The 25,850-nt window shown below is 40.6% G+C and carries 18 protein-coding genes and 1 other RNA gene; 4 read left to right on the forward strand and 15 right to left on the reverse strand.

The window, feature by feature from the left end:
• Positions 1-306 precede the first annotated feature (306 nt).
• The 8 genes from PCY12_RS04955 to PCY12_RS04990 form a co-directional block, all read right to left on the reverse strand.
• On the reverse strand, positions 307-1,236 hold the full coding sequence (locus PCY12_RS04955; RefSeq protein WP_301351871.1) for an N-acetylmuramoyl-L-alanine amidase family protein: 930 nt from the start codon (positions 1,234-1,236) through the stop codon (positions 307-309).
• 204 nt (positions 1,237-1,440) lie between these two features.
• Positions 1,441-2,130 (reverse strand): response regulator transcription factor, encoded by a 690-nt coding sequence (locus PCY12_RS04960; protein ID WP_033689345.1) that lies wholly within the window; start codon positions 2,128-2,130, stop codon positions 1,441-1,443.
• A gap of 11 nt (positions 2,131-2,141) precedes the next feature.
• The gene (gndA, locus tag PCY12_RS04965) at positions 2,142-3,566 is read right to left on the reverse strand and encodes an NADP-dependent phosphogluconate dehydrogenase (protein ID WP_000158787.1); all 1,425 of its coding nucleotides are present in this window, start codon (positions 3,564-3,566) and stop codon (positions 2,142-2,144) included.
• A gap of 75 nt (positions 3,567-3,641) precedes the next feature.
• Positions 3,642-5,048 (reverse strand): mid-cell-anchored protein MapZ, encoded by a 1,407-nt coding sequence (mapZ, locus tag PCY12_RS04970; protein ID WP_301351872.1) that lies wholly within the window; start codon positions 5,046-5,048, stop codon positions 3,642-3,644.
• Between the two features lie 12 nt (positions 5,049-5,060).
• Positions 5,061-6,218 carry a class I SAM-dependent RNA methyltransferase gene (locus tag PCY12_RS04975; protein ID WP_050390419.1) on the reverse strand — a complete coding sequence of 386 codons (1,158 nt, stop codon included), beginning with the start codon at positions 6,216-6,218 and terminating at the stop codon, positions 5,061-5,063.
• Positions 6,219-6,302: 84 nt separating this feature from the next.
• An RNA gene (gene rnpB / locus PCY12_RS04980) (RNase P RNA component class B) lies at positions 6,303-6,683 on the reverse strand.
• Positions 6,684-6,703: 20 nt separating this feature from the next.
• A complete protein-coding gene (gene gpsB, locus PCY12_RS04985) occupies positions 6,704-7,045 on the reverse strand; it encodes a cell division regulator GpsB (protein ID WP_000146532.1) in 342 nt (113 codons plus the stop codon).
• Between the two features lie 69 nt (positions 7,046-7,114).
• Positions 7,115-7,642 (reverse strand): DUF1273 domain-containing protein, encoded by a 528-nt coding sequence (locus PCY12_RS04990; RefSeq protein ID WP_050271159.1) that lies wholly within the window; start codon positions 7,640-7,642, stop codon positions 7,115-7,117.
• Between the two features lie 66 nt (positions 7,643-7,708).
• Between PCY12_RS04990 and recU the strand changes: the two genes are divergently transcribed.
• Together recU and pbp1a are read left to right on the forward strand one after the other, a co-directional pair.
• Positions 7,709-8,305 (forward strand): Holliday junction resolvase RecU, encoded by a 597-nt coding sequence (recU, locus tag PCY12_RS04995; RefSeq protein WP_000248777.1) that lies wholly within the window; start codon positions 7,709-7,711, stop codon positions 8,303-8,305.
• On the forward strand, positions 8,302-10,458 hold the full coding sequence (pbp1a, locus tag PCY12_RS05000; protein WP_301351873.1) for a penicillin-binding protein PBP1A: 2,157 nt from the start codon (positions 8,302-8,304) through the stop codon (positions 10,456-10,458). The genes recU and pbp1a overlap by 4 nt, the downstream gene beginning before the upstream one ends.
• Before the next feature lie 160 nt (positions 10,459-10,618).
• On the opposite strand, the gene PCY12_RS05005 is transcribed toward pbp1a, so the two are convergent.
• The 5 genes from PCY12_RS05005 to PCY12_RS05025 all read right to left on the reverse strand — a co-directional run bounded on the left by PCY12_RS05005 (position 10,619) and on the right by PCY12_RS05025 (position 20,154).
• Complete coding sequence (locus tag PCY12_RS05005; protein WP_301351874.1) at positions 10,619-12,598, reverse strand: peptide ABC transporter substrate-binding protein; 1,980 nt, start codon at positions 12,596-12,598, stop codon at positions 10,619-10,621.
• Between the two features lie 234 nt (positions 12,599-12,832).
• A complete protein-coding gene (gene glf / locus PCY12_RS05010; protein WP_301351876.1) occupies positions 12,833-13,933 on the reverse strand; it encodes a UDP-galactopyranose mutase in 1,101 nt (366 codons plus the stop codon).
• Positions 13,934-14,116: 183 nt separating this feature from the next.
• Positions 14,117-16,075: a peptide ABC transporter substrate-binding protein gene (locus PCY12_RS05015; RefSeq protein ID WP_301351878.1), complete on the reverse strand. Its 1,959-nt coding sequence runs from the start codon at positions 16,073-16,075 to the stop codon at positions 14,117-14,119.
• A 226-nt stretch (positions 16,076-16,301) separates the two neighbouring features.
• Positions 16,302-18,269, reverse strand: coding sequence for a peptide ABC transporter substrate-binding protein (locus PCY12_RS05020; RefSeq protein WP_301351880.1), 1,968 nt, complete (start codon positions 18,267-18,269; stop codon positions 16,302-16,304).
• 274 nt (positions 18,270-18,543) lie between these two features.
• Positions 18,544-20,154, reverse strand: coding sequence for an alpha-glucosidase (locus PCY12_RS05025; RefSeq protein WP_301351882.1), 1,611 nt, complete (start codon positions 20,152-20,154; stop codon positions 18,544-18,546).
• A gap of 152 nt (positions 20,155-20,306) precedes the next feature.
• Here PCY12_RS05025 and PCY12_RS05030 point away from each other — a divergent pair, with 152 nt between their 5' ends.
• Both PCY12_RS05030 and PCY12_RS05035 read left to right on the forward strand, forming a co-directional pair.
• Positions 20,307-21,791, forward strand: a complete 1,485-nt coding sequence (locus tag PCY12_RS05030) for a DUF1846 domain-containing protein (protein ID WP_050259728.1) — start codon at positions 20,307-20,309, stop codon at positions 21,789-21,791.
• Between the two features lie 94 nt (positions 21,792-21,885).
• A complete protein-coding gene (locus PCY12_RS05035) occupies positions 21,886-22,368 on the forward strand; it encodes an S-ribosylhomocysteine lyase (RefSeq protein ID WP_000032547.1) in 483 nt (160 codons plus the stop codon).
• A 61-nt stretch (positions 22,369-22,429) separates the two neighbouring features.
• Here the strand turns inward: PCY12_RS05035 and PCY12_RS05040 are convergent, their stop codons facing one another.
• Positions 22,430-24,535 (reverse strand): ATP-dependent Clp protease ATP-binding subunit, encoded by a 2,106-nt coding sequence (locus tag PCY12_RS05040; protein WP_301351884.1) that lies wholly within the window; start codon positions 24,533-24,535, stop codon positions 22,430-22,432.
• Between the two features lie 333 nt (positions 24,536-24,868).
• Positions 24,869-25,849 carry a phospho-N-acetylmuramoyl-pentapeptide-transferase gene (gene mraY, locus PCY12_RS05045; RefSeq protein ID WP_301351885.1) on the reverse strand — a complete coding sequence of 327 codons (981 nt, stop codon included), beginning with the start codon at positions 25,847-25,849 and terminating at the stop codon, positions 24,869-24,871.
• Between the last annotated feature and the right edge of the window lies 1 nt (position 25,850).

The following is a 25,850-nucleotide window of genomic DNA, read 5'->3' on the forward strand; positions in this document are numbered from 1 at the left end:
GCGATGAAATCAAGCATGATTAAAACCAGCGGAACTTACCCTGACACGGATTTCCACTGGTTTTTACGATTTTTATCAGACTAACTTCCACTTGGATTAGCGGTGGAAGTTAGTTTGGGAATTTACCTTTCGTTAAAAATAAGTAAATCTTTCCACAATAAACCGCATATTATCAAGTTTTTGCCAATTTTTTTGACGCCTGATAATATGCGGTTTTCTGATTTTAAAAACTTTTTATCCAGTATCACTTCGTGAAGCTGCACTCTTACTTAAAATTTATCTCAAATTACAAAATACTATCATTATTTATCGAACCCATTCGCCATTATAATTAACAGAATAACCATCTACAGTCGTATTCACTACCAAAGCACCTGAGCTGTAAGCATAGCACCATTTTCCATTGACCTGGAACCAGCCTGTCGCCATGGCTCCTGATGAACGGAGATAGTACCACTTGTTACCAAGGTTTTGCCAACCTGTTTTCATATCACCATTTTGCTGGTCTAAGTAGTACCAAGTTGAGCCTTCCTGATACCAACCCGTCGCCATGGCCCCCGATGAACGGAGATAGTACCACTTGTTACCAAGATATTGCCAACCAGTTTGCATTGCAGCACTTGTTGGATCCAGATAGTACCAAGTTGAGTTATCATTTGTCCAACCACGCACTAGCTCCCCAACCGTTAAACTGTCGATACGAGCATCGAAGCCACCACTCTTTTGTAAATAATACCAATGACCCTCGTCATAAATCCAACCAGTTTTTAAAGTGTGATAGCTACGCTGATCTTCAAAATAATAAACACGTTTTTCGTCTGGGGTATCATATTGTTCCCCATGATGTTTGTTGGTGTTTGTAGCAGTTTTTGCTTCTAAAACTTGCTTGCCAACAAACTCTTGTAGCACTCCATTTTTGTCAAAGTAGTACCATTCTGGCATTGGGGAACCTTCTAATCTTATACCATTAGGATAAGGACCAATTGTATATCCTTTAACTGGCATTGGAATGTATTGCCAACCAACTACCATTTCTCCTTTATCACCAAAATAGTAGGTTTTACCGTCTATTTTATGCCAATAGATTGCTTTATGGTTATCTTTAACATAATATTTTCTATTATTCTTATCAACAAATTGGCCACCTGTGGTATCCGAAAATACAGTATTTGTCGCTAGCAAACCGAAGAAAAAGACTGCTAATGCAATTTGCATCAATTTTTTTATTGTTTTCATTAGACCTATCCTCCATAACTGATACTCTTCGAAAATCAAATTCAAACCACGTCATCGTCGCCTTGCCGTACTCAAGTACAGCCTGCGGCTAGTTTCCTAGTTTGCTCTTTGATTTTCATTGAGTATGATTGTAGCAAAGTTCTAATTGTATGTCAATATGTAGAAATCTCTCAAAAAAAGCAGTTACATAACTGCAACTGCTTTCTATTCTTGCATGGTGTAACCGACACCACGCACGGTTTTAATGTAGCTTTTTTGACCTTTTACATCAAGCTTGCTACGTAGATAACGGATATAGACATCCACGATATTCGTTTCGGTTGCACTTTCATACTTCCAGACACTTTCCAACAACTGCTCACGAGTCAGAACTTTCTTGCTTCCCATAAGAGTAGCCAAAAGGTCATACTCACGACGGGTCAGAGCAATCATCTCTTCGCCACGATAAACGGTATGATGTTCTACATCCATACGCAGATTGCGATAAGACGTTGGAACCTTCATCTGACTACAGTGTTGGTCGATGAAGTCCCGACCTCGGAAAATCGCTGAAATACGAGCTACCAGATTCTCAATAATAACTGGCTTATAGATGTAAGAAACGGCAAAGCGTTGGATTGTCTCAATCTGATCTTGCAATTCTTCACGATGGTCCAAGACCATGATGACCGAAGCTGGCTTAGTCCGACTCAGCTTGTCTGCAAAATCCTGGGCTGTCATATCCCCCAGACGAGCATTCAATAAAATCAAGTCATAGTCTGTCTGAAGAGCCATGGAGAGGGCTTTTTGCCCCTCCTCAACCTGATCAACTCGGTATTGCTCTTTTTGGAGTTCCAAACTTAAAAAATGAGCTAGATTTCGTTCTTTCTCAAGTAATAAAATCCGTTTCCCCATGGCAGACCTACTTATTTTTCGTCATACCAAGAGTAGTGGAATGTTCCTTCTTTGTCTTTACGTTGGTAAGTGTGGGCACCAAAGTAATCACGTTGCGCTTGAATCAAGTTAGCTGGAAGGTCAGCTGAACGGTAGCTATCAAAGTAAGTAATAGCTGCTGAGAAAGTTGGCACTGGTACACCAGCTTGAACAGCAAGAGCTACGATGTCACGCACTGCTTGTTGGTACTTAGCAGTAACATCCAAGAAGTACTCATCCAAAAGAAGGTTAGCAAGGTCTGCATCACGGTTGTAAGCATCTGTAATCTTTTGCAAGAAACGAGAACGGATGATACAGCCATCACGCCAGATAGATGCGATGTCTGCAAATGGCAAGTTCCAGTTGTTTTCTTTAGAAGCTACACGCAATTGAGCAAAACCTTGTGCATATGAAATGATTTTTGAGAAGTAAAGGGCTTGACGAATCTTTTCAATCAACTCAGCCTTGTCTCCTTCAAATTTGAAGGCAACTGGTTTTGGAAGAACCTTGCTAGCATGCACACGTTCTTCTTTGTAAGTTGAAATGTAACGTGCAAATACTGACTCAGTAATCAGTGACAATGGCACACCAAGGTCAAGTGATGATTGACTAGTCCATTTACCAGTTCCCTTGTTACCTGCAGCATCAAGGATGTAGTCTACGATTGGTCCATCTTGGCCTTCATCGTCTTTACGGCTCAAGATATCAGCTGTGATTTCGATCAAGTAGCTGTCCAATTCACCCTTGTTCCACTCAGTAAAGATTTCAGCCATATCTTCTGCAGAAAGGCCTAACAAGTGTTGCATCAAGTCATAACTTTCTGCGATCAATTGCATATCACCATACTCGATACCGTTGTGAACCATTTTCACATAGTGACCAGCTCCATCAGGACCGATGTAAGTCACACATGGTTTGCCATCTTCTGGTGCTTTAGCTGAGATTTCTTCAAGAACATCTGCAACCAATTCGTAGGCCTCTTTTTGTCCACCAGGCATGATAGAAGGACCTTCAAGGGCACCTTTTTCACCACCAGAAACCCCAGTACCGATAAAGTTGATACCTGAGTTTGCCAATTCTTCATTACGACGGATTGTATCTTTGTAGAAAGTGTTTCCTCCGTCAATCAAGATATCACCCTTGTCAAGGTGTGGAAGAAGGGCTTGGATAGTAGCATCTGTACCAGGTCCAGCTTGAACCATAAGCATGATACGACGAGGTTTTTCGATTGAGTTTACAAAACTTTCAACATCATAGCTTGGCACAAAGTTCTTTTCAGGATGGCAAGCAATTACATCTTCCGTTTTTTCTTTACTACGGTTGTAGATAGCAACTGTGTAACCACGAGATTCAATATTAAGGGCAAGGTTACGACCCATTACGGCCATACCTACGACACCAAAGTTAGCTTTTGTCATTTGACACTCCTCTTGTTTGATTTGTTTTATTTTATCATTTTTACTTTTGAAAAGAAAGAATTTTGTAACGACTGCTTAGTAGTCCAAGTCATCCGCATGACCAGCGCCATTTCCGACAAAGTAGCCTGTCTTACAGTTAAGGGTAAAGAGATAGGTTCCATCTGGCTTGTAGAGATTATAATAACCATTGCCGTTAACGATATTGACACGTTCAAGGATATATTGGTCTCCAGTGATATAGCCACGCGAACGTGAAGTCGCTAGAATTTGTTCCAAGACACCATCCGCAAAATCCCAGGCAGAGTTGTTACTATCATCAATAGCAGACTGATTATAGGCAACACGACTAGCACTTCTTTGAACAGCAACCCCTGCACTCGAGAGACCCATATTGACTTCACTGCGAGAACTTCTAGTTTCATTTGAGGCAGCATTTGAACTACTTGGGCTTGTCTCACTAGTCGTATTTGAGCTTGCTTGACTAGAGCTTGAGCTACTAGTTTGACTTGAACTTGAGCTAGAAGTACTTGTTTGCTGGCTCTTACCAAGGCTGATAGCCTTATCTAGCACTTTATCAAGCTCCGTATTTCCAGTTTTAATATCTGTAAATTTAGCATCCGATTTGGCTTTGGCATTGGTATCCAAGACACCATCCACAATAGCTGGTTTTTCAAATTGTGCATTGACATCTTGAATGGCCTTGATTTGCGTTGCTAGACTATCATACTTCGATTTGGCAAGCGTATGTTCACGACTACCTTCCAGCTTATCAAGTAAGGTCTTGAGTTGACTTAGTTTATCAAACTGGCTATTTTTCAAAGCTGTTTTATTGTTGTCTGTGTAGAAGGCGTCATAAAGTGTATTAAAATCATCCACATCCGATTGATTGGCTGTAGTTGATTGAGAAGTTTCAATTTCCTTGGTCGAGCGATTCACTTGACGATAGACATAATAAGCACTGACACAGATAATTACTGATACAAGAGCCAAAGCGGTTAAAACAAAGCCTTTTTTGCTTTTCTTTTCTAAGCCTTCTTGTTCCAAACGAGAAAGGTTTTGCTCCTCTTCCACTTCTTCAGTCATTTCTGTTGGATTTTCATCCTCTAGCAATAGAGGATCCAAGCCTTGCTCCTCATCATCCAGAGGCAAGGGAGGTAAGATGTCTTCAGAAGATGGAACTTCCTCCGAAGAAGCTTCTGACTCTTCTACAGCCTCACGCATCTCTTGAATTAAATCATCCAGACTCTGAGTTTCAACTAACTCCTCTTTTTTGTATTGGCGAGTCGCAAACTTATCTGCTTCGATTTCATCTTTATGTTGCTTGACATACTTGTCCAAAATGGAATCTTCAGGCAAGACTCCTGCTTCCACTTCCTCATTTTTACGAATAGCTTGACCAACTGTTAATTCTTTTGCTTCATCAAAATCAAATTGCGGTTCTTGGTTTTCTTTTTTATGACGATTTCGTCTTTTTTTACTCATGAGTATCCCTTTCTATTTTACCTCTTGCCGTTTGACACGCTGACCAAAATATTGATACAGATCCACTTTCAAGGTTCCGTTGTATAACTTACGCTTCTTATCTGCTTGGCTACCATACTTGCTTTCAAAGGCTTCATCACTAGTCAGGATAAATTTGCTCCAAGTTTTCAGTGGTGCAAATACCTGACCCATCTCAGCATAGAGCTTGGTCACCCCTGCATCATCTGACAAGCGTTCACCATAAGGCGGATTGGAAATGATTACACCATTGATTTTATAAGAACGTAAATCCTGCACGCGCATCTGCTTAAAGGTAATATCCCCTGCAACACCAGCTGCCTGAGCATTAGCTTTAGCAATTTCTACCATGCGAGCATCGATATCACAGCCCATGATATCCAGTTCCAGCTCACGATCCACTTTCTTAGCTGCTTCTGTGCGCACTTCCTGAATCAAGCGATTGCTAATCCAGTTCCATTCCTCAAATGCAAAAGAGCGACGAAGACCAGGCGCCATCTTTCTGGCAATCATGACAGCCTCGATACAGAAAGTCCCCGAACCACAGGTCGGATCAATCAAAGGCTTGTCTGGATACCAGTTAGAAAGTTGTAAAATGGCTGCCGCCATGTTTTCCTTGATAGGAGCGCCGCCTTTTTCGGTACGATAGCCACGTTTAAAGAGACTGGAGCCTGTCGTATCAATCATGACAGTTGCCACATCTTTGAGAATAGAGACCTCAATCTTAAACTCTGGGCCATTCTCCATCAGAGGAACCCCTTCTGGGCGAGCATAGTGTTTCTGTAATTTCTTGACAACAGCTTTCTTAGAAATAGCCTGAACACTGGGTTCATTGTGAAGTTTAGATTTAACACATTTGGCTTTTGAAATCGGGAACCGAGCTCCAAGTGGTAAATAATTTTCCCAATCTAAAGCGAAAACTCCCTGAAACAGTTCCTCAAAAGTCTTAGCTGGGAACGTTCCTACGATGATCTTGATACGATCTGCTGCCCGAAGCCAGAGGTTGGTTTCGATAATAGCTCTCACGTCTCCTTGAAAACGAACACGACCATTTTCAACCTGACAATCGTAGCCCAACTCTCGCACTTCTCGTCCTACAACAGCTTCAAGACCTGCTGCCACAGTTGCAATTAAATTAAATTCTTTTTTCATGTTACAGTCTTGCAAGACCTTTCTATATGTCCACTTTAAAAAATGAGGTTGAGAAAATTTCTCAGCCCCAACCTATATGCAATTTTCTATAAGCCATGTTTTGTTCCAGAAGTGACTAGGACCACTTCCTTCGATAATCATCTGTCTACCACTAACAGCTCTAGCTGATAGCAGTCAGAATACTACGTTCGTTTCCGCGTACTCCATGCCCCGACCAAAATTTGGGTTGCTAGCTTGAGGGGTTTACCGCGTTCCACTCTCTCTGTTTCCAGAAAGACTCCGTCACTGTGGCACTTTCAAGCCTACTCTGACCTATCCAAGGACTTAGCCATTTCAACTGCCGTAACGATTTCTCGTCCCTAGGCTTATGGTTTCGCCTAGCACAAACACTACAGGCATCACAGCCTGTGCTAGCATGGACTTTCCTCATGAGAAGCAATTCTCCTCACGCGATTATCCAAAAATTGCATGTAACAAGACCTGAATTACAAATCAGTATTGTCTAAAATTTGTTTACCGAATACTTCTTTTTCAAGACGATTCAAGCGTTTCAAAATATCAAAATTCGTCATAGAAGATGAAGCAGCCACATCAATTGGATCTGGGTGACTAGGACTTGGAGCCGAACTCACTTGCGGTTTACGAGTTAATTCTTCCTTCAAATCCGCAATCTCCTGACGAAGTGACTTGACCAAGGCAGCATAGGTTTCATAATCCTTGATGACATCGTCTAAAAACTCATCAACTTCTACCTTGCTATACCCACGGACTTCACGTCCAAACTCTTGTTCAAAAATATCTTTCGCTGAAAAAATAATACTTGCCATGTCTCTCTCCATTCTCGCTTGCTAGTATTATTATATAAAAAAAGGCAAACAAAAATCAAGGTCAAAGCTTCAATTTTCGGAAAAATTTTCAGCCAGTTCATTTAATTGATCAAATGTTAATCTCTTTATAAAATAGTCCTCTTGATTTTTCATCTTTTGGTAAAAATAAGCTAGTTTCGTTTCATTTTCTTCATCATAAAAAAGATAGGAACTGTTCGTATTTTCCAGTAAAAACTGCTGGTAATCTCTTAACTGCCCCTTGTGTTCATAGCGAGGATAGGCATATTTGACAAAGTCTACCTGCTTAAAGCGGCTCAGTTTCATCTGATTGCTTTCATTCCAATTTTCCCCATGGGTTTCAAAAGCAAAAATGGTCGCCAACTGGAAACCGTACTCGGTTTTCATCTCCTGAGCAACCTCTAAAACCCAATATTCAAAGCCCAAAGTCCCTGTAAATACAAGCCAAGACACCCCATCTGCTGCCATTGCCTCTAAATCTTTACGTATCGCTTTTTTAATCAATTTAAGACGAGGATCCTTGTCAGAAAACAAACCTAAATCAAAAGCAGAATAGCCTAAAACCAAAGCTGTAGCCATTTTTAACCCTTTCTGTGCAAATTTATGGTATAATAGAGTGATGTTATTGTACCAATAAGGAGAATTATGGTCAACTATCCACATAAACTTTCATCACAAAAAAGACAAACATCTCTTTCTCAACCCAAAAATTTCGCAAATCGAGGAATGTCTTTTGAAAAGATGATCAATGCTACCAACGACTACTATTTGTCTCAGGGCTTGGCTGTTATACACAAGAAACCAACCCCTATTCAAATTGTACGAGTGGACTATCCACAGCGAAGTCGTGCCAAGATTGTTGAAGCCTATTTTCGACAAGCTTCAACGACGGACTATTCTGGCGTTTATAATGGATATTACATCGACTTTGAAGCCAAGGAAACAAAACAAAAACGTGCGATTCCGATGAAAAATTTTCATCCACATCAGATTCAGCATATGGAACAAGTCCTTGCCCAACAAGGAATCTGCTTTGTCCTTCTTCACTTTTCTTCTCAGCAAGAAACCTACTTATTGCCGGCATTCGATTTGATTCGCTTCTATCATCAAGATAAGGGACAAAAATCAATGCCACTTGGATATATTCGAGAATATGGATATGAAATCAAGGCTGGTGCCTTCCCTCAAATTCCTTATCTCAATGTTATCAAAGAACATTTATTAGGTGGTAAAACAAGATGAACAAACCAACGATTCTGCGCCTAATCAAGTATCTGAGCATTAGCTTCTTAAGCTTGGTTATCGCAGCCATTGTCTTAGGCGGAGGAGTTTTTTTCTACTACGTTAGCAAGGCTCCTAGCCTATCCGAGAGTAAACTAGTTGCAACAACTTCTAGTAAAATCTACGACAATAAAAATCAACTCATTGCTGACTTGGGTTCTGAACGCCGCGTCAATGCCCAAGCTAATGATATTCCCACAGATTTGGTTAAGGCAATCGTTTCTATCGAAGACCATCGCTTCTTCGACCACAGGGGGATTGATACCATCCGTATCCTGGGAGCTTTCTTGCGCAATCTGCAAAGCAATTCCCTCCAAGGTGGATCAACTCTCACCCAACAGTTGATTAAGTTGACTTACTTTTCAACCTCGACTTCCGACCAGACTATTTCTCGTAAGGCTCAGGAAGCTTGGTTAGCGATTCAGTTAGAACAAAAAGCAACCAAGCAAGAAATCTTGACCTACTATATAAATAAGGTCTACATGTCTAATGGCAACTATGGAATGCAGACAGCAGCTCAAAACTACTATGGTAAAGACCTCAATAATTTAAGTTTACCTCAGTTAGCCTTGCTGGCTGGAATGCCTCAGGCACCAAACCAATATGACCCCTATTCACATCCAGAAGAAGCCCAAGGCCGCCGAAACTTGGTCTTATCTGAAATGAAAAATCAAGGCTACATCTCTGCTGAACAGTATGAGAAAGCAGTCAATACACCAATTACTGATGGACTACAAAGTCTCAAATCAGCAAGTAATTACCCTGCTTACATGGATAATTACCTCAAGGAAGTCATCAATCAAGTTGAAGAAGAAACAGGCTATAACCTGCTCACAACTGGGATGGATGTCTACACAAATGTAGACCAAGAAGCTCAAAAACATCTGTGGAATATTTACAACACAGACGAGTACGTTGCCTATCCAGACGATGAATTGCAAGTAGCTTCCACTATCGTGGATGTAACAAATGGTAAAGTCATTGCTCAGTTAGGCGCCCGTCACCAATCAAGTAATGTATCTTTCGGAATTAACCAAGCCGTTGAAACCAACCGTGACTGGGGATCAACTATGAAACCGATCACAGACTATGCTCCTGCCTTGGAATACGGTGTCTACGATTCAACTGCTACTATCGTTCACGATGAGCCCTATAACTATCCTGGGACAGATACCCCTGTTTATAACTGGGATAGGGGCTACTTTGGCAACATCACCTTGCAATACGCCCTGCAACAATCGCGAAACGTCCCAGCCGTGGAAACGCTAAACAAGGTCGGACTCAACCGTGCCAAGACTTTCCTAAATGGTCTCGGAATCGACTACCCAAGTCTTCACTACTCAAATGCCATTTCAAGTAACACAACCGAGTCAGACAAAAAATATGGAGCAAGTAGTGAAAAGATGGCTGCTGCTTACGCTGCCTTTGCAAATGGTGGAACTTACTATAAACCAATGTATATCCATAAAGTCGTCTTTAGTGATGGGAGTGAAAAAGAGTTCTCTAATGTCGGAACTCGTGCCATGAAGGAAACGACAGCCTATATGATGACCGACATGATGAAAACTGTCTTAGTATACGGAATCGGACGTGGAGCCTACCTACCTTGGCTTCCACAAGCAGGTAAAACAGGTACTTCTAACTATACTGACGAAGAAATTGAAAAGTATATCAAGAACACTGGTTACGTAGCTCCAGATGAAATGTTTGTAGGGTATACCCGCAAATATGCAATGGCTGTATGGACAGGCTATTCTAACCGTCTGACACCACTTGTAGGCGATGGCCTTACGGTCGCTGCTAAAGTTTACCGCTCTATGATGACCTACCTGTCTGAAGGAAGCAATCCAGAGGACTGGAATATGCCAGATGGCATCTATCGAAATGGGCAGTTTGTTTTCCAAAATGGAGCAAGACCGACTTGGACTGAAACGACATCCCAATCATCTTCAACCGAAAGCTCATCAACAAGTGCAGAAAGCTCTACTAGTCAAGCACCAGTAACAAGTCCTGATGCTAGTACTAATGGTCAAAATCAAGCACCAAATGCACCAGGAGCCAATCAAAATCCAGCTCCACAGACTCCTCAAGTCCAACAACAACCACAACAGTAAACGAAAAATCCTGAGAACTCTAAACTCAGGATTTTTTCATTGTCAAAATGAAATACAGAAATCAAGTACATTTTCCCACAATAAAACGCATACGATCAAGGCTTTCACCTGACAATATGCGTTTTGCTTTTAAGGACTTTTTGCTCAGTCTCTTTTTGTTTTATTTGACATGTTTGGCAAGTTCTTCTTGCGCTTTTTTATTGGATTCTGCTTTTTCTTTCATCCATTTTTCTTGAGCTTTTTGGTATTCATCTGCAGTAACTGCCTTGTCTTGAATTTCAAGGTATTTATACAAGACTGGGTCACTTGTACCTTTATTTCCTGACAATGCAAATGGTATTGTAAATGGTACCATCTTAGACAAGATTGGACGACCAGTTTTAGAAGTTGTTGGGATGATCAAAGCACTGTCGGTCAACCAAGCTTGGGCAGCAGCATATTTTTCATAGCGTTTAGCAACGTCTATAGCCTCATCACCAGCCTCAGTAACCAATTTTTCGTAGTCATATAGACCTACTTTTTTAGCAGCTACATTATCTTCCCCTGAGTCAAATCCTAAATATGTTTTAGTACTTTCTCCTACAGAAGGTTTGATAATATCGAGATAAGTTGATGGATCGGCAAAGTCTGGACCCCAACCGACATTATCTGATAAATCCCAGTCTTCGCCAGCAGCATTTTCAGCAAATAGAGTTACATTAAGCAATTCATCTTTTTGCAATTGTTGGATATCAATAACGACATTATCAGTTCCTAAAGTTGCTTCCAAGGATTGTTTCATAGATTGGACGCGCTGAACTTTTGTAGTTGCTGTCTGATCAACAGGCATATCTAGGTGAATTGGGAATGTCACACCTTCTGCTTGTAAAGCTGATTTAGCTTTAGCAAATTCAGCCTTGGCTTTTTCTGGATTGTAGAGACCATCTTGTGAATCGGCAAGGTTCACATCCTTCCATTCATCCCCATAAGTCACCAATTTTTCTTTGACCATATCGCCAAAGTTTTTCCCATCTGCTTGAACAAATGTTGGTGGCACAAAGAGATTGCGCAAGATTTTGCTTGCTCCAGTTTCTCCATTCAACTGAGAGGCATAAGCTGTACGGTCAAAACCAAAGGCAATAGCCTGACGGAAATCCTTGTTTAAGAGAGCCTTTTTAGTAGATGTCTTTTGTTCTTCGCTAGTCTTAGATGTGTGCTTATAAGATTGACGATCAATATTTGTTCCCACTAGATAAGTCGTAGAGTCTTGTTGAGTATAGACAATATTGTCTTTCATACTCTTCTCGAGCTCTGCGAAACTTGCACTTGTTGGATAAAGACGAGCTGCTGTAAGGCTACCATCTTTAAAGTTTTCTGCTGGTTTGCTGGTATCTTGCCCATCCCAGAATGACAATTTAACTTTGTCAATATGCACATTGTCCTTATCCCAGTAGTTCGGATTCTTCGCAAATTCAACAGAGGATTTAGTCACAATGGATTTCAACAAATAAGGACCGTTATACAAGAGACTACTTGGATCCGTAGCTTTGGCAAAATCATCCCCTTTTGAATTCAAAAACTCTTCATTGACTGGCGCAAGCACACCCATGGTTGTTTTAGAATTCCAAAAAGTTTCAGGTTTGTTCAAGGTGTATTGGACTGTCTGATCGTCAATGGCTTTAATCCCGACTTGAGCAAAGTCTGTGATTTCACCTTTGGCATAGGCATCCAGACCTTTGATTGAATCCTGTACCAAGTAAAGGGCTTCCGCTTTCTTATCTGTTGCATATTTAAGACCTGTCACAAAGTCCTGAGCCTTAACAGGCGCATACTCTTCACCTTCTGCAGTATACCACTTGGCGTCTTTACGAATTTTATAGGTATAGGTCAAGCCATCCTTAGAAACCGACCAGTCTTCTGCCATTGAGGGAATAAGGTTCCCGTATTTATCATTTTCAAGTAATCCATCGATCACATTACTAGTAATCTCAGAAGTTGCTGCCTTACCAGTTGTCAAATAGTTGAGATTATCTGGATGTGTCTCGTAGGTAAAGGCAAAGGTTTTTTCACCTTGAGCGCCTGAACCCCCAGAACAAGCAGCTAAAACACCAGCTGCTAATAAGGTTACTCCCGCAAGAGCCAATACTTTTCTTGTTTTCATAGTATTCTCCTTTGTTTTTTTATTCATTATAGACTCTTTTTCAAGTCCTGTCAATAGAATTTTCTGAATTTTAAGAGTTATTTGTTATATTTGATATATTCTGAAAAATAAAATTGTTCATTTATACCAAAAAAGCCAACAGAGGTTCTCTTCTGATAAGCAGAAAAGAATCTTGTTGACCTTACTTCTAAAAATCTTAAGCAGCAAAGATTCTAAAATGACAGAATCCTTGCATTATTGTCCCAACTCTTCCGCGACCACTTCCAAAGCCCGTTCGATGACCACATGCATGTCATAGTATTTATAGTCAGCCAAACGTCCACAGAAAATGACCTTGTCATTTGTTGCCGCTTCTTCCTGATATTTGGCAAATATAGCATTGTTTCTCTCATCATTGATTGGATAATAAGGCTCATCTCCACGTTTCCAATCAGCTGGGTATTCACGAGTAATGACCGTTTTAGCTTGTGTACCATACTCAAAGTGTTTATGCTCAATAATGCGAGTATAAGGAATTTCTCGTTCTGTATAGTTGATAACAGCATTTCCTTGATAGTTTTCTTCATCAAGAACTTCATGCTCAAAACGAAGACTACGGTATTCTAACTCACCATGTTTATAATCGAAGTATTGGTCAATCATTCCTGTAAAGACAACCTTTTCAGCAGAAACTTCTAATTCCTCACGATTGGCAAAAAAGTCAACTCCAAGTTCTACTTCAACATCCTTGAGCATATTTTCGATGATGACGTTGTAACCGCCAATTGGAATACCCTGGTAACGGTCATTGAAGTAGTTATTATCAAAGGTTAAACGAACTGGTAGACGTTTGATGATAAAGGGTGGAAGGTCAGTCGCAGAACGTCCCCATTGCTTTTCAGTATATCCTTTAATCAACTTTTCATAAATATCTGGACCGATTAACTTGATAGCCTGTTCTTCCAAGTTTTTAGGTTCAACAGCCTTCATATGTGCCGTTTGCTCAGCAATCTTATCTTTGACCTCTTGAGGAGTTTTTGTACCCCACATAGCATAGAAAGTATTCATATTGAAAGGTAGATTATAAAGGCTACCCTTGTAATTAGCTACAGGCGAGTTGATGTAGTTGTTAAATTCAGCAAATTGATTCACATAATCCCAAACTTTTTTATTAGAAGTATGGAAGATATGAGCACCGTATTTATGAACATTAACCCCTTCTACATTCTCACAGTAGATATTTCCACCAATGTGGTCACGTTTATCAATAACTTTTACTTTTTTCCCACGCTTGGTTGCTTCATAAGCAAAAATTGCTCCCGACAAACCAGCACCAACGATTAGATAGTCGTACATAGTCTCTCCCTTATCATTTATCTTTACATCTCCTTAACTATAGTAAAAGAGAGAATCTTAGTTTCAATCTATTTTAGCACAAAACAAATCATTTCTCAGTTTCCAATAGCCAAGGGATTTAAAAAGACAAGCACCAAAACTGATGTTTGTCTTTATGATTCTCCTTGAAAAAGCTATTTCTAACTATTTAACATGCTTTTCTGCTTCTTTTTGGGCTTTTTCGATTGCTTTTTTGCTTTCTTGCTCCCATTTACTTTTAGCTTCTTCAAACTGTTTGGTTGTCACAGTATCTTTTTGCAGTTTCATGTACTTGTAGTTATTGCCATCACCCTTGATACCAACCAATGAATACCCTCTTGTAAATGGCGTTACTTTGGTTACAGATGCTGTACCACCACTTGACATGGCTGACATAATCAGAGAATTGTCAATCATCCAAGCCTGTACTTCAGCATATTTTTCATAGCGTTTGGCTACATCTTTATTTTCACTATCTGCATCTTTGAGCATCTTGGTGTAAGTATCAAGCCCCAAGCTAGCAATCTTAGTTTTATCTTCCTGGGCATCTAGACCAAAGATCTTGAGGTAGAACCCATCCTCTGCATTGAAAGGATTGAGATAGGTTGACGGATCTTGGTAATCACCTACCCAACCATCAAAGTTCAAATCATAGTCTCGATCAGCTGGTGTCGGTGCCAAGAAGGCTACGTTATTAAAATCATCTGTTGAAAGTTGTTGAACATCAATGACAATGTTATCGGCACCTAAAACTGACTCAAGGGTCTGCTTAACTGAGTTCATGCCTGTCACAGCATTTTTACTTGTCTGATCAACAGCCACATCCAAGTGAATAGGGAAAGTCACACCTTGACTTGCCAATTCTTTTTTAGCTTCCGCAAATTTTGCTTGGGCTTTTTCTTTGTTGAAATAGGCATCCTGAGCATCTTCCAAGTTAATACCTGACCATTCTGTGCCATAGTTGACCAATTTAGAAGCAACTACTTCTCCAAAGGTCTTGTCTCCAACTTGGACAAATGTAGGAGGCACTAGGGTGTTACGAAGGGTCTTGCTAGCCGCTTCTTCCCCATTTGACTGAGCAGAATAGGCTGTGCGGTCCAAGGCAAAGTTCACCGCTTGGCGGAAGTTCTTGTTCAAGACAGCTGTCTCAGTTGACTTCTTCTGCTCATCTGTCGTTTTAGACGTATGGTTGTATGCCTTACGGTTGACGTTGAAATTAAAATACCAAGAAGTCTTGTCCTGCAAGCTATAGACGATATTATCCTTATATTTCTCCTTGGTCTTGGCGAAGTTAGAACTATTTGGATAAACCCCAGCGATTGAATAAGCTCCACTTTCAAAGTTACGGATGGTCAATTCTTGGTCTGAACCATCAAAATAGGCCAATTTCACGTGTTCAATCGATACTTTGTCATGATCATAGTAATGCGGGTTCTTCACATACTCGATAGATGATTTTGATGTGAAATCTTTTAACAAATAAGGTCCACTGTAGAGAATGCTATCTGGAGATAGGGTGCCAAAATCTTTGCCTTTTGAGTTTAAAAACTCTTCGTTTACTGGGAAAAGAATACTATTGGTTGTTTTTGAGTTCCAGTAAGGTTCTGGGCGTGCCAAAGTATACTCAACAGTATAGTCGTCGATGGCTTTCACTCCAACCTTAGAAAAGTCAGAATCCGCTCCTGTAATATAATCATTCAAGCCCTTGATCGAGTTTTGAATCAAGTCAATGGCCTGTGATTTATTATCCACTGCGTACTTGATACCTGTCACAAAATCTTGTGCCTTGACTGGGGCATACTCTTCACCGTCAGCCGTGAACCATTTGGCATCTTTTCTCAATTTGTAGGTATAAGTCAGACCATCGCTTGAAACAGACCAGTCTTCTGCCAAAGATGGAACTAGATTCCCGTAATTGTCATTTTCAAGCAAGCCATCAACTAGGTTGGTAATGATGGCTGTATTATCAGCGTAGTAGTCTAACAAGTAGTTAAATGTAGTTGGATTTCCACTAAAGGTTGATGAGTAAGTTTTTGTATCTGAACCTGATTGTCCGCAAGCAGCTAAAAGCAAAGCAGCCGCAAAAGTCAGGCCTGCACTGAGGACACGCTTTTTTGTATTCATCTTCTTTCTCCTTTATGTTAGTTTTTATAACATAAGTTTATTTTACCAAAATAGTGGGAATTTGTAAAGTTAATTGAATTCTGAGAATGAAAGTTTATAAACTTTAGTCATAAAAAAACAAAGGATTTCTGCCTTTCATACAGTCCTCCCTTGTTTTTATGCGATTTATCATTTAAATATCAATGAATTAACTGATAACCTAACGAAAGCAAGATTCTCATTCACATTATTTTATGTGCTTTTCTAAATCCTTTTGATACTGAGCATTCGATTCCAGTTTTTCCTTTTGCCACTTTTTGAAGGCCGCATCATACTCTTTAGTTGTCACAATATCATTTTGAAGTTCCATTCCTTTAAAAATAAATGGATCCCCCTTAATACCAACCTGTGAATAAGCTTTGGTAAATGGAACAGTACGACTAACCATAGGAGAGCCCCCTGAAGAAGCAACTGGAATAAGAAGTGAACTATCAGTAACCCAAGCCTGTGCTTTAGCATACTTTTCATATCGTTTATCAAGATTACTTGTCTCAGAAGCCGCATCATCCAAGAGCTTCTTGTATTCATCCAAGCCAACTTTCGCCACAACTTCAGGATCCTTGCCTTTTGTTATACCTAGATGTTTCAAGGCAGAACCCTTCTTAGCATCTAAAATATTGAGATAGGTTGCTGGATCTTGGTAATCTGGTCCCCAACCTGTTCCGTTCAAATCATAATCTTTTTGGGTTGGAACTTTAGCTTGAGAAGTAATACTTTCCTTCTCATTATCTGTCATTTGAAGAACATCTATAATGACATTCTCCGTTCCAAGCGTTTCTTCAATTGATTGTTTTAGCGAATTGGTTTGTTGAACCGCAACTACATCAGTTTGCTCAACAGGCACATCCAAATGAATCGGGAAACTTACTCCCTTAGCTTGCAATTCTGACTTCGCTTTTTCAAATGCAGATTTAGCCTTTGTTGGATTGTAAATTGTATCCTTACCATCTGTGAGAGTCACATCTTTCCACTGTTCTCCATATTTCAGTAGTTCATCCTGAGCCAACTGTCCGAAGGTCTTCCCAGCTACTTGAACATAGTTATCTGGCACTAGACTATTACGAATAATCTTATCCGCACCCTCTTCACCGTTTAATTGAGCTGTATAGGCGTGGCGATTAAATGCAAAATTAAGAGCCTGACGGAAGTTCTTATTGAGAAGAGCTTCTTTTGTTGATGTTTTTTGTGACTCATCTGTTTTAGCTGTTTTATTGTAAGACTGGCGGTTTACGTTCACAGTGAGGTAGTAGCTTGTTGCCTCTTGTGGACTATAGACAATCTTATCACCGTATTCCTTTTTAGTTGATTCAAAGTTTGAGCTTGCTGGAAAGAGACGAGCAGTTGTATAGGCACCTTGTGTAAAGCTACGAATTAAGGATTCTTGATCTGAACCATCATAGAATGTCAATTTAACATTATCAATTTTGACATTGTCCTTATCCCAATAGTTAGGATTTTTTTCATATTCAATCACAGATTTAGAAATCAAAGATTTCAAAAAATATGGGCCATTGTAAAGAATACTTGTTGGAGTTGGCGCTCCGTAATCCTTGCCTGTTGCATTCAAAAATTCTTCATTTACAGGAAGCATGGTTGCTGTGGTTACTTTAGAGTTCCAAAAACTTTCCGGGTTATTAAGGGTATATTCTACCGTATAATCATCAAGAGCCTTCACACCTACAGTTGAGAAGTCGTTTGTCTCACCACTAACATAAGCCTCTAATCCTTTGATGGATTTCTCAACCAAAGAAAGACCATCAGACTTTCCATCTGCTGCATGTTTCAGACCTGTAACAAAATCCTGAGCCTTAACTTCTGCATACTCCTCTCCTTCAGAAGTATACCACTTCACCCCCTTACGAAGTTTGTAAGTGTAAGTCAAGCCATCTTTAGAAACTGACCAATCCTCTGCTAGAGAAGGAATGAGATTCCCATATTTATCATTCTCTAAAAGACCGTCGACGACATTACCTATTACGTCAGAAGTTGAACTTTTACTTGTAAGGCTATAATCCAAGGATGATGGATCAACAGCATAAACATAAGAAAATGTTTTGGGAGCATCTGCATTCTTTTCACTTTTCCCACAAGCTGTTAAAAGAATAGCTGTGCTCAAGGTCACTCCTGCTCCTAAGAGCCACTTTTTCGATTGCATAAATAATCTCCTTTAAGATAGTATTTTCACTATTATACCCTATTTTTTTATAAATGCAAGACTTCTTGTAGAATTTGTTAGAAAATTCTAACAAATGTTTTTAAAAGAGTTTTTACACAACTTTTAGCAAAAAGAGGCTGGGAAAAAAGTCTTTAAAACAAAAAACGCATAATATCAGGTCAGTACAATGAAAACCTTGGTACTATGCGTTTTATTGTGGGAAGATTTACTTCATTTTCTCCTGAAGTCGAGTTTTTGCCCAACCTCTCTCATTTTAGTCAGTCAATTCCACACAGAAAGCATCCCATGGAGCTAAGATTTGTTTTTCAAAGACTTCTTGAGCTAGGGTGTTTTCAATCAAGACAGATTTGACATTTCCTTCTACTACAAAGACTTGCTCTTCATTGGACAAGTTAGCCACGACTAGGAAGCGACGGTCGCCATCCTTACGGATATAGGCAAAGACCTTATCAGCCGTATCAAGCAATTCAAAGTCAGCTCGAATCAGCCAGCTGTTTTCCTTACGGATTTGAACCAGTTTCTGATAGGTATAGAAAATAGAATCTGGATTTGCCAGCGCTTCTTGAACGTTGATTGTTTGATAGTTTGGATTAACCTCCAACCAAGGTTGACCTGTTGAGAACCCGGCGTTTTTGCTCTCGTCCCATTGCATAGGGGTGCGGGCATTGTCACGTCCAATAACACGGATACTGTCCATGATTTCTTCAATCGGAACACCTTTTTCAAGAGCCTCACGCGCATAGTTGAGGGATTCAATATCTTCTACTTGGTCCAGTGTTTCAAACGGATAGTTGGTCATCCCAATCTCCTCACCTTGGTAGATATAAGGTGTCCCTCTCATGAGATGAAGCAAAATCGCAAAGGTTTTGGCAGATTTTTCGCGGTATTCCTGGTCATTTCCCCAGATTGAGACGATACGAGGAAGGTCATGATTGTTCCAGAAGAGCGAATTCCAGCCTTCCTCAACTCCTAATTCTGTCTGCCATTTGTTGAAAATCTCTTTTAACTTAGTAATATTCAGTTCTTTTTGATAGTGCCATTTAGGCTGACCTTCCTGATACTGAAGACCGATGTGTTCGAACTGGAAAACCATAGACAATTCTTGCCCCTTTGGATCAGAGTAGAGCTTAGCAATCTCAGGCGTTGCTCCCCAAGTCTCCCCTACTGTCAAGAGATCCTTATCTCCAAAGGTCGCCTGATTCATCTCCTTGAGATAGGGATGGAGCATAGGACCATTATTGACTACTTTCTCGTCAGGAATTTTGCCAATCATGTCAATGACATCCATGCGGAAACCACCAATGCCTTTATCAATCCAGAAGTTCATCATCTCATAAATTTTCTGACGAAGTTTTTCATTTTCCCAGTTGAGATCGGGCTGTTTCTTACTGAAAAAGTGGAGATAATATTGACCTGACTTTTCATCGTATTTCCAAGCAGAACCACTAAAGATAGAATCCAAATCATTGGGTTCATCCCGCCAAATATAGTAATCTCGCTCAGGGCTATCAGGATTTTCACAGGCCTCGACAAACCAAGCATGTTCATCTGAGGTATGATTGACTACCAAGTCCATGATGATACGAATATCACGTTTCTTAGCTTCCGCAATTAGTTGGTCCATGTCCTCCATAGTTCCGAAAATAGCTGCAATCGCTTGATAATCAGCAATATCGTAGCCATTATCATCCATAGGGCTGTCATAAACAGGAGAAAGCCAAATCGCTGTGATCCCCAGCTTGGCTAGATAGTCTAACTTACTGGTAATACCTGGCAAGTCGCCAATTCCATCTCCATTGCTATCCATAAAGCTCTTAGGATAAACTTGATAAACTACGGCATTGTGCCACCATTTTTCTTGCATCTTCTTACCTCATTATCTTCATAATCTACAGTCTATGATAGCGCTTTTTGGAATTTTGTGCAAGCGTTTGCCTAATCTTTTTGATTCCTTTTTTAAGTCCAGAGTTTCCTAACTTCCAATTTTTTATTATAATAGAGGTCAGAGGTAAAAAAATGAAAAAACAAGCTTTTAGTTCTGAACAATATTTGAATCTACAGCGCGACCACATTTTAGAGCGCATTAACCAATTTGACGGCAAGCTCTACTTGGAGTTTGGTGGCAAAATGCTAGAAGATTTCCACGCTGCTCGTGTGCTTCCTGGCTATGAGCCTGACAACAAAATCAAGCTCTTACAAGAATTGAAAGAGCAAGTTGAAGTTGTAATTGCCATTAATGCTAGCAATATCGAGCATTCCAAAGCACGTGGTGACTTGGGCATTTCTTATGACCAAGAAGTTCTTCGCTTGATTGATAAATTCAATGAATTAGGGATTTTTGTCGGCTCTGTTGTCATCACACAGTACGCTGGTCAACCCGCTGCAGATGCCTTCCGCAACCAACTTGAGAAAAACGGAATTGATTCTTATCTTCATTATCCAATCAAAGGATATCCGACGGATATGGATCACATCATTTCTCCTGAAGGTATGGGAAAAAACGACTACATCAAAACCAGTCGTAACTTGATTGTCGTAACCGCTCCTGGACCTGGTTCTGGAAAATTGGCAACCTGTATGTCCAATATGTACCACGACCAAATCAATGGTATCAAGTCTGGCTACGCTAAATTTGAAACCTTCCCAGTTTGGAATCTTCCCCTTCATCACCCAGTCAATTTGGCCTACGAGGCTGCCACAGCTGACCTTGATGATGTCAACATGATTGACCCTTTCCATCTTCAAACCTATGGAGAAACCACTGTCAACTACAACCGTGATATCGAGATTTTCCCAGTGCTCAAACGTATGTTGGAACGTATCCTAGGAGAGTCTCCATACGCTTCTCCAACAGACATGGGTGTCAACATGGTTGGTTTCGCTATCACAGATAACGAGGCTGCCATTGAAGCCTCTAAACAAGAAATCATCCGTCGCTACTATCAGACTGTTCTTGATTTCAAAGCCGAAAAAGTGGGCGAATCTGCTGTCAAGAAAATCGAGTTGCTCATGAACGACCTCGGCATCACACCTACAGACCGTAAGGTTGCTGTCGTTGCCCGTCAAAAAGCAGAAGAAACTGACGGACCAGCTCTAGCCCTTGAATTACCAAATGGGGAAATCGTCACAGGTAAGAACTCTGAACTCTTTGGCCCTACAGCCGCTGCTCTTATCAACGCCATCAAGAAATCAGCTGACATCGCTAAAGAAGTAAAACTAATCGAACCTGAAGTTGTTAAGCCAATCCAAGGTCTTAAAATTGATCATCTGGGTAGCCGCAATCCACGCCTTCATTCAAATGAAATCCTGATTGCACTTGCTATCACAGCTACAGAAAATCCTGATGCTGCTCGTGCTATGGAAGAACTTGGCAACCTCAAAGGAAGCGAAGCCCACTCAACCATCATCTTAACCGATGAAGACAAGAATGTCCTTCGCAAACTAGGTATCAATGTAACCTTTGACCCTTACTACCAATACGACCGCTTGTATCGCAAGTAACGATTTCAACCTCTCCACCCTCGGAGAGGTTTTCTCTCTGTCTCAGGAGCCGGCTTTATGTTATAATGAAATTAGAAAACTGAAAGGATTTACCATGTCAAAAGAAGTTATTGTTGAAAGTTTTGAACTTGACCACACTATTGTTAAAGCACCCTATGTCCGCTTGATTGGGGAAGAAACAGGGCCAAAAGGAGACATCATCTCCAATTATGACATTCGCTTAGTACAACCCAATGAAGACTCAATCCCTACCGCTGGTCTGCACACTATCGAGCACCTCTTAGCCAAACTCATCCGTACTCGCATTGACGGTATGATTGACTGTTCACCATTTGGTTGCCGCACAGGTTTCCACATGATTATGTGGGGGCGTCACACCAGTGCTGAAATCGCGGCTGTTATCAAGGATTCGCTCAAGGAAATCGCTGAAACTACTACTTGGGAAGATGTCCCAGGGACAACCATCGAATCTTGCGGAAACTACAAGGACCACAGCCTCTTCTCTGCTAAAGAATGGGCAAAACTCATCTTGGAACAAGGGATTTCAGATGATGCCTTTGAGCGTCATGTGATTTAAACACAAAAAAGGAACCAGTTTTTTCAGCTGGCTCCTTCTTTTTTATTCTCAAAATTCTGTCTTAGGATTTCTCACGAATGACCAAAACACCATCTTCCATGTCAGCTTCTAGGTGTTTAGCATCAAGGTTATCCAAGTGGAAGTCTGTGACTTTGTCACGGATTTGTTGTTCAACCACACGACGGAGTGGACGAACCCCCATGACTTCATCGTAGCCTTCTTCTGTGATATAGTCCTTAGCTGCTTGACTGACTACCAAGTCAATGTCTTTCTTAGCCAAGGTTTGGTTGACTTCAGCCAACATTAAATCCACAATCTTAGAAAGGTCTTCCTTCGTCAAGTGCGAGAACTCGATAACTGCATTAAAGCGGTTGAGGAATTCTGGACGGAAGAATGGTTTCAAACGGTCCATCAATTCTGGTTTGTCCGCATCTTCTGTCAAGTTAGCTTCATAGCCAAAACCAGCATTTGATGTTGCGATAATGACTGTGTTTTTAAAGTTAACGGTATTTCCTTGACCATCAGTCAAACGACCATCATCCAAGACTTGGAGGAGAAGGGTAATGACTTGAGGATCAGCCTTCTCAATTTCATCCAAGAGAATGATAGAGTATGGATTGCGACGAACACGTTCTGTTAAGGTATTGCTATTGTCATCATAACCCACATATCCTGCTGTTGTACCAATTAGCTTAGAAACAGCTGTGCGGTCACTGTATTCAGACATATCCAAACGGATGATCGCATCCTTGGTTCCAAACATATCTAGCGCCAATTGCTTAGCAAGCTCTGTCTTACCAACCCCAGTTGGTCCTACAAAGAGGAAACTACCGATTGGGCGATTACCTTCATCAAAACCAGCACGGTTACGACGGATAGCACGAGAAACAGCTTCAACTGCCTTATCTTGACCGATTACCTTGTCTTGCAAGCGATGAGCCATATCTTTCAAACGTTCGATGTCCGTAGCCCCCATTTGAGATACTGGAATACCGGTCATTCGTTCTACAGATTCAGCCACATCGTTGACACTTGCAGTCACTTTCATATCTTCTGTGTGGTTTTCGATTTTCTTTTCCAATTCTGCGATGCGTGTTTTATAGTTTAGAGCTGCTTCAAAATCTTCTGACTCAACAGCTTTTTCTTGCTTGTCTTTTTCTACCTCAATTTCACGTTCAACAGCATGCACATCTGTTACAGGATGCTGAGCTGCCAAGTGAGCCGCCGTAACATCGACAAGGTCGATAGCCTTATCTGGCAAGCTACGTTGTGGAATATACTGAACAGAATAATCCACCGCTGCTTTCAAAACTTCGTCTGGCAAGATGACATTGTGGTGTTGTTGATAGAGGTCACGAATTCCTTGAAGAATTTTATATGTATCCTCTGCTGAAGGAGCATTGACCTTGACTTCGTTAAAACGACGAGCAAGAGCAGCATTCTTCAAGATGGTGTTACGGTATTCATCCTGAGTCGTTGCCCCAATCACTGTCAATTCCCCACGAGAGAGGGCTGGCTTGAGAATATCCGCAAGTCCTTTAGAACCACTGTCACCTCCAGTAGATCCAGCACCGAGAATTTGATGAATTTCATCAAAGAAGAGGATAATATTCCCTGCTTCTTTCACTTCATTGACTAAGTTTTGAACGTTTTCTTCAAAACTACCACGGTATTGAGTCCCAGCCTCAAGACCTGAAATATCAATGGAAATAATTTCCTTATTCTTAATAGCAGCTGGAACATCGCCGTTCACAATTGCTTGAGCAAGACCTTCGACAACAGCTGTCTTACCAACACCTGCATCTCCGACCAGAACAGGATTGTTCTTGGTACGACGTGAGAGGATCTCAGATGTTTCTTGAATTTCCTTGTTTCGTCCGATAACAGGATCCAGCTTGCCCTCGCGAGCTTCTGCTGTCAAGTTTCGCCCTAGTTTAGCAAGGACACCATCTTGTTTCATACCTGAAGCCTGTTGTGGCATTTTGCCATCAACTTCTACATTTCCTGGTAATTGACCAGTTGCACGATAGTGAGCAAATTCCTCAGGTGTGACTTCACGTCCATTAATCAAGTAACGACGATTTTCAGAACTGTATCCGCGCATACCACCCATCAATTGGTTAAATAAATCATCCATGTTGTTAAAATTATTAAAGTTGTTGTTCATATTCTTTACCTCTTTTTGTTATTTATTATTACTGATATTGACTATCTTTGACCTTTGTTTTAAAAAATTTAGACTAGCTAAATCGCTACTCTACGTACTATTTCTGGTTTTTCTTTTTCAAGCAGGAGTAGACTATCTTTACTTCTAAAGATTTCTAGATGAAACATAGACCCACCTCTTTCTTTTTTACTTTAAATAAGCGTTCTAGTAAGGCTTTCATTTACCTTACGTTCATAATATACTACATTAGTCAGAAAAGGTCAAGGATTTTGACTTTAATTGACCAATATTTTTTAAAAAGCAAAAACACCCTGAAAAATCAGGGTGCCGTTCTTACATCAAATACAAAATTGCTAGGGTCAGGAGACTTGCTAGAAGTCCCACTCCCCAAAAGAAGAAGTCAACCTTCCACTCGCTCCAAGGATTTCCTTTACCAGACAATCCTCCAAGCTCAAAATGGTGATGCACAGGCGTCATACGGAAAATACGTTTACCACCTGTCAGTTTGAAATAGCTGACTTGCATCATGACCGAAGTTGTTTCAAAGACATACACAATTCCGATAATCAAGAGAGTCCATTCTTGGTGGAGAGCCATTGAAATAGCTGCCAGCATTCCACCAAGAGCTAAACTTCCCACATCTCCCATAAAGACCTTAGCAGGCTTATGGTTAAAGACAAAGAAACCGAGCAAACCACCAATCATGGCAAGAATCACTAGAAGGATATCCATCTGACCTTGCACATAGGCAATAACGCCATAGGCAGACAAACTAATCACAACGGAAATACTAGCCAGACCGTCAATACCATCTGTCAAGTTCACTGCGTTTGAAAAACCGACTAGCCAGAAAAGAGCGAAGAAAATATAGAAAATCCCTAGATGCACTTGGTAACCAAATACTGAAAGCATATCGCCCCCACGCTCATAGAAAAGATAGAAGATAACTCCACCTAGAAGCTGAAGAGCCAATTTCTGCTTGGGATTTAGCCCCTCATTGATCTTACGGAAGACCTTGAGAAAGTCATCTAAAAATCCGACCAAGCCATACAAGACCAAGATAAACAAAATCATTCCCACATTATTGCTGAATTGGCTACTAAATAGGGCGAAAAAGAAAGCAACCAAAACAGAAGTAATTAAGAAAACCAAACCTCCCATTGTAGGAGTCCCAGCTTTTGCCTGATGCTGTTTGACATCCTCATGCATCTGCTGGCCTGTAATTTGCGCCTTTCTATAAAATTTGATAAAGGCCGGAATTCCTACTAAAGTTAGTAAAAATGTCACAATTCCAGCACTGATGGAAATAAACATA

This window comes from Streptococcus sp. SPS1 (assembly GCF_030439915.1).
Classification (GTDB): Bacteria; Bacillota; Bacilli; order Lactobacillales; family Streptococcaceae; genus Streptococcus.

What these genes read in the sequence shown, in the direction of transcription:
- PCY12_RS04955 (WP_301351871.1), bottom strand. Translation starts at nt 1,236, where the DNA reads ATGAAAACAATAAAAAAATTGATGCAAATTGCATTAGCAGTCTTTTTC.
- PCY12_RS04960 (WP_033689345.1), bottom strand. Translation starts at nt 2,130, where the DNA reads ATGGGGAAACGGATTTTATTACTTGAGAAAGAACGAAATCTAGCTCAT.
- gndA (WP_000158787.1), bottom strand. Translation starts at nt 3,566, where the DNA reads ATGACAAAAGCTAACTTTGGTGTCGTAGGTATGGCCGTAATGGGTCGT.
- mapZ (WP_301351872.1), bottom strand. Translation starts at nt 5,048, where the DNA reads ATGAGTAAAAAAAGACGAAATCGTCATAAAAAAGAAAACCAAGAACCG.
- PCY12_RS04975 (WP_050390419.1), bottom strand. Translation starts at nt 6,218, where the DNA reads ATGAAAAAAGAATTTAATTTAATTGCAACTGTGGCAGCAGGTCTTGAA.
- gpsB (WP_000146532.1), bottom strand. Translation starts at nt 7,045, where the DNA reads ATGGCAAGTATTATTTTTTCAGCGAAAGATATTTTTGAACAAGAGTTT.
- PCY12_RS04990 (WP_050271159.1), bottom strand. Translation starts at nt 7,642, where the DNA reads ATGGCTACAGCTTTGGTTTTAGGCTATTCTGCTTTTGATTTAGGTTTG.
- recU (WP_000248777.1), top strand. Translation starts at nt 7,709, where the DNA reads ATGGTCAACTATCCACATAAACTTTCATCACAAAAAAGACAAACATCT.
- pbp1a (WP_301351873.1), top strand. Translation starts at nt 8,302, where the DNA reads ATGAACAAACCAACGATTCTGCGCCTAATCAAGTATCTGAGCATTAGC.
- PCY12_RS05005 (WP_301351874.1), bottom strand. Translation starts at nt 12,598, where the DNA reads ATGAAAACAAGAAAAGTATTGGCTCTTGCGGGAGTAACCTTATTAGCA.
- glf (WP_301351876.1), bottom strand. Translation starts at nt 13,933, where the DNA reads ATGTACGACTATCTAATCGTTGGTGCTGGTTTGTCGGGAGCAATTTTT.
- PCY12_RS05015 (WP_301351878.1), bottom strand. Translation starts at nt 16,075, where the DNA reads ATGAATACAAAAAAGCGTGTCCTCAGTGCAGGCCTGACTTTTGCGGCT.
- PCY12_RS05020 (WP_301351880.1), bottom strand. Translation starts at nt 18,269, where the DNA reads ATGCAATCGAAAAAGTGGCTCTTAGGAGCAGGAGTGACCTTGAGCACA.
- PCY12_RS05025 (WP_301351882.1), bottom strand. Translation starts at nt 20,154, where the DNA reads ATGCAAGAAAAATGGTGGCACAATGCCGTAGTTTATCAAGTTTATCCT.
- PCY12_RS05030 (WP_050259728.1), top strand. Translation starts at nt 20,307, where the DNA reads ATGAAAAAACAAGCTTTTAGTTCTGAACAATATTTGAATCTACAGCGC.
- PCY12_RS05035 (WP_000032547.1), top strand. Translation starts at nt 21,886, where the DNA reads ATGTCAAAAGAAGTTATTGTTGAAAGTTTTGAACTTGACCACACTATT.
- PCY12_RS05040 (WP_301351884.1), bottom strand. Translation starts at nt 24,535, where the DNA reads ATGAACAACAACTTTAATAATTTTAACAACATGGATGATTTATTTAAC.
- mraY (WP_301351885.1), bottom strand. Translation starts at nt 25,849, where the DNA reads ATGTTTATTTCCATCAGTGCTGGAATTGTGACATTTTTACTAACTTTA.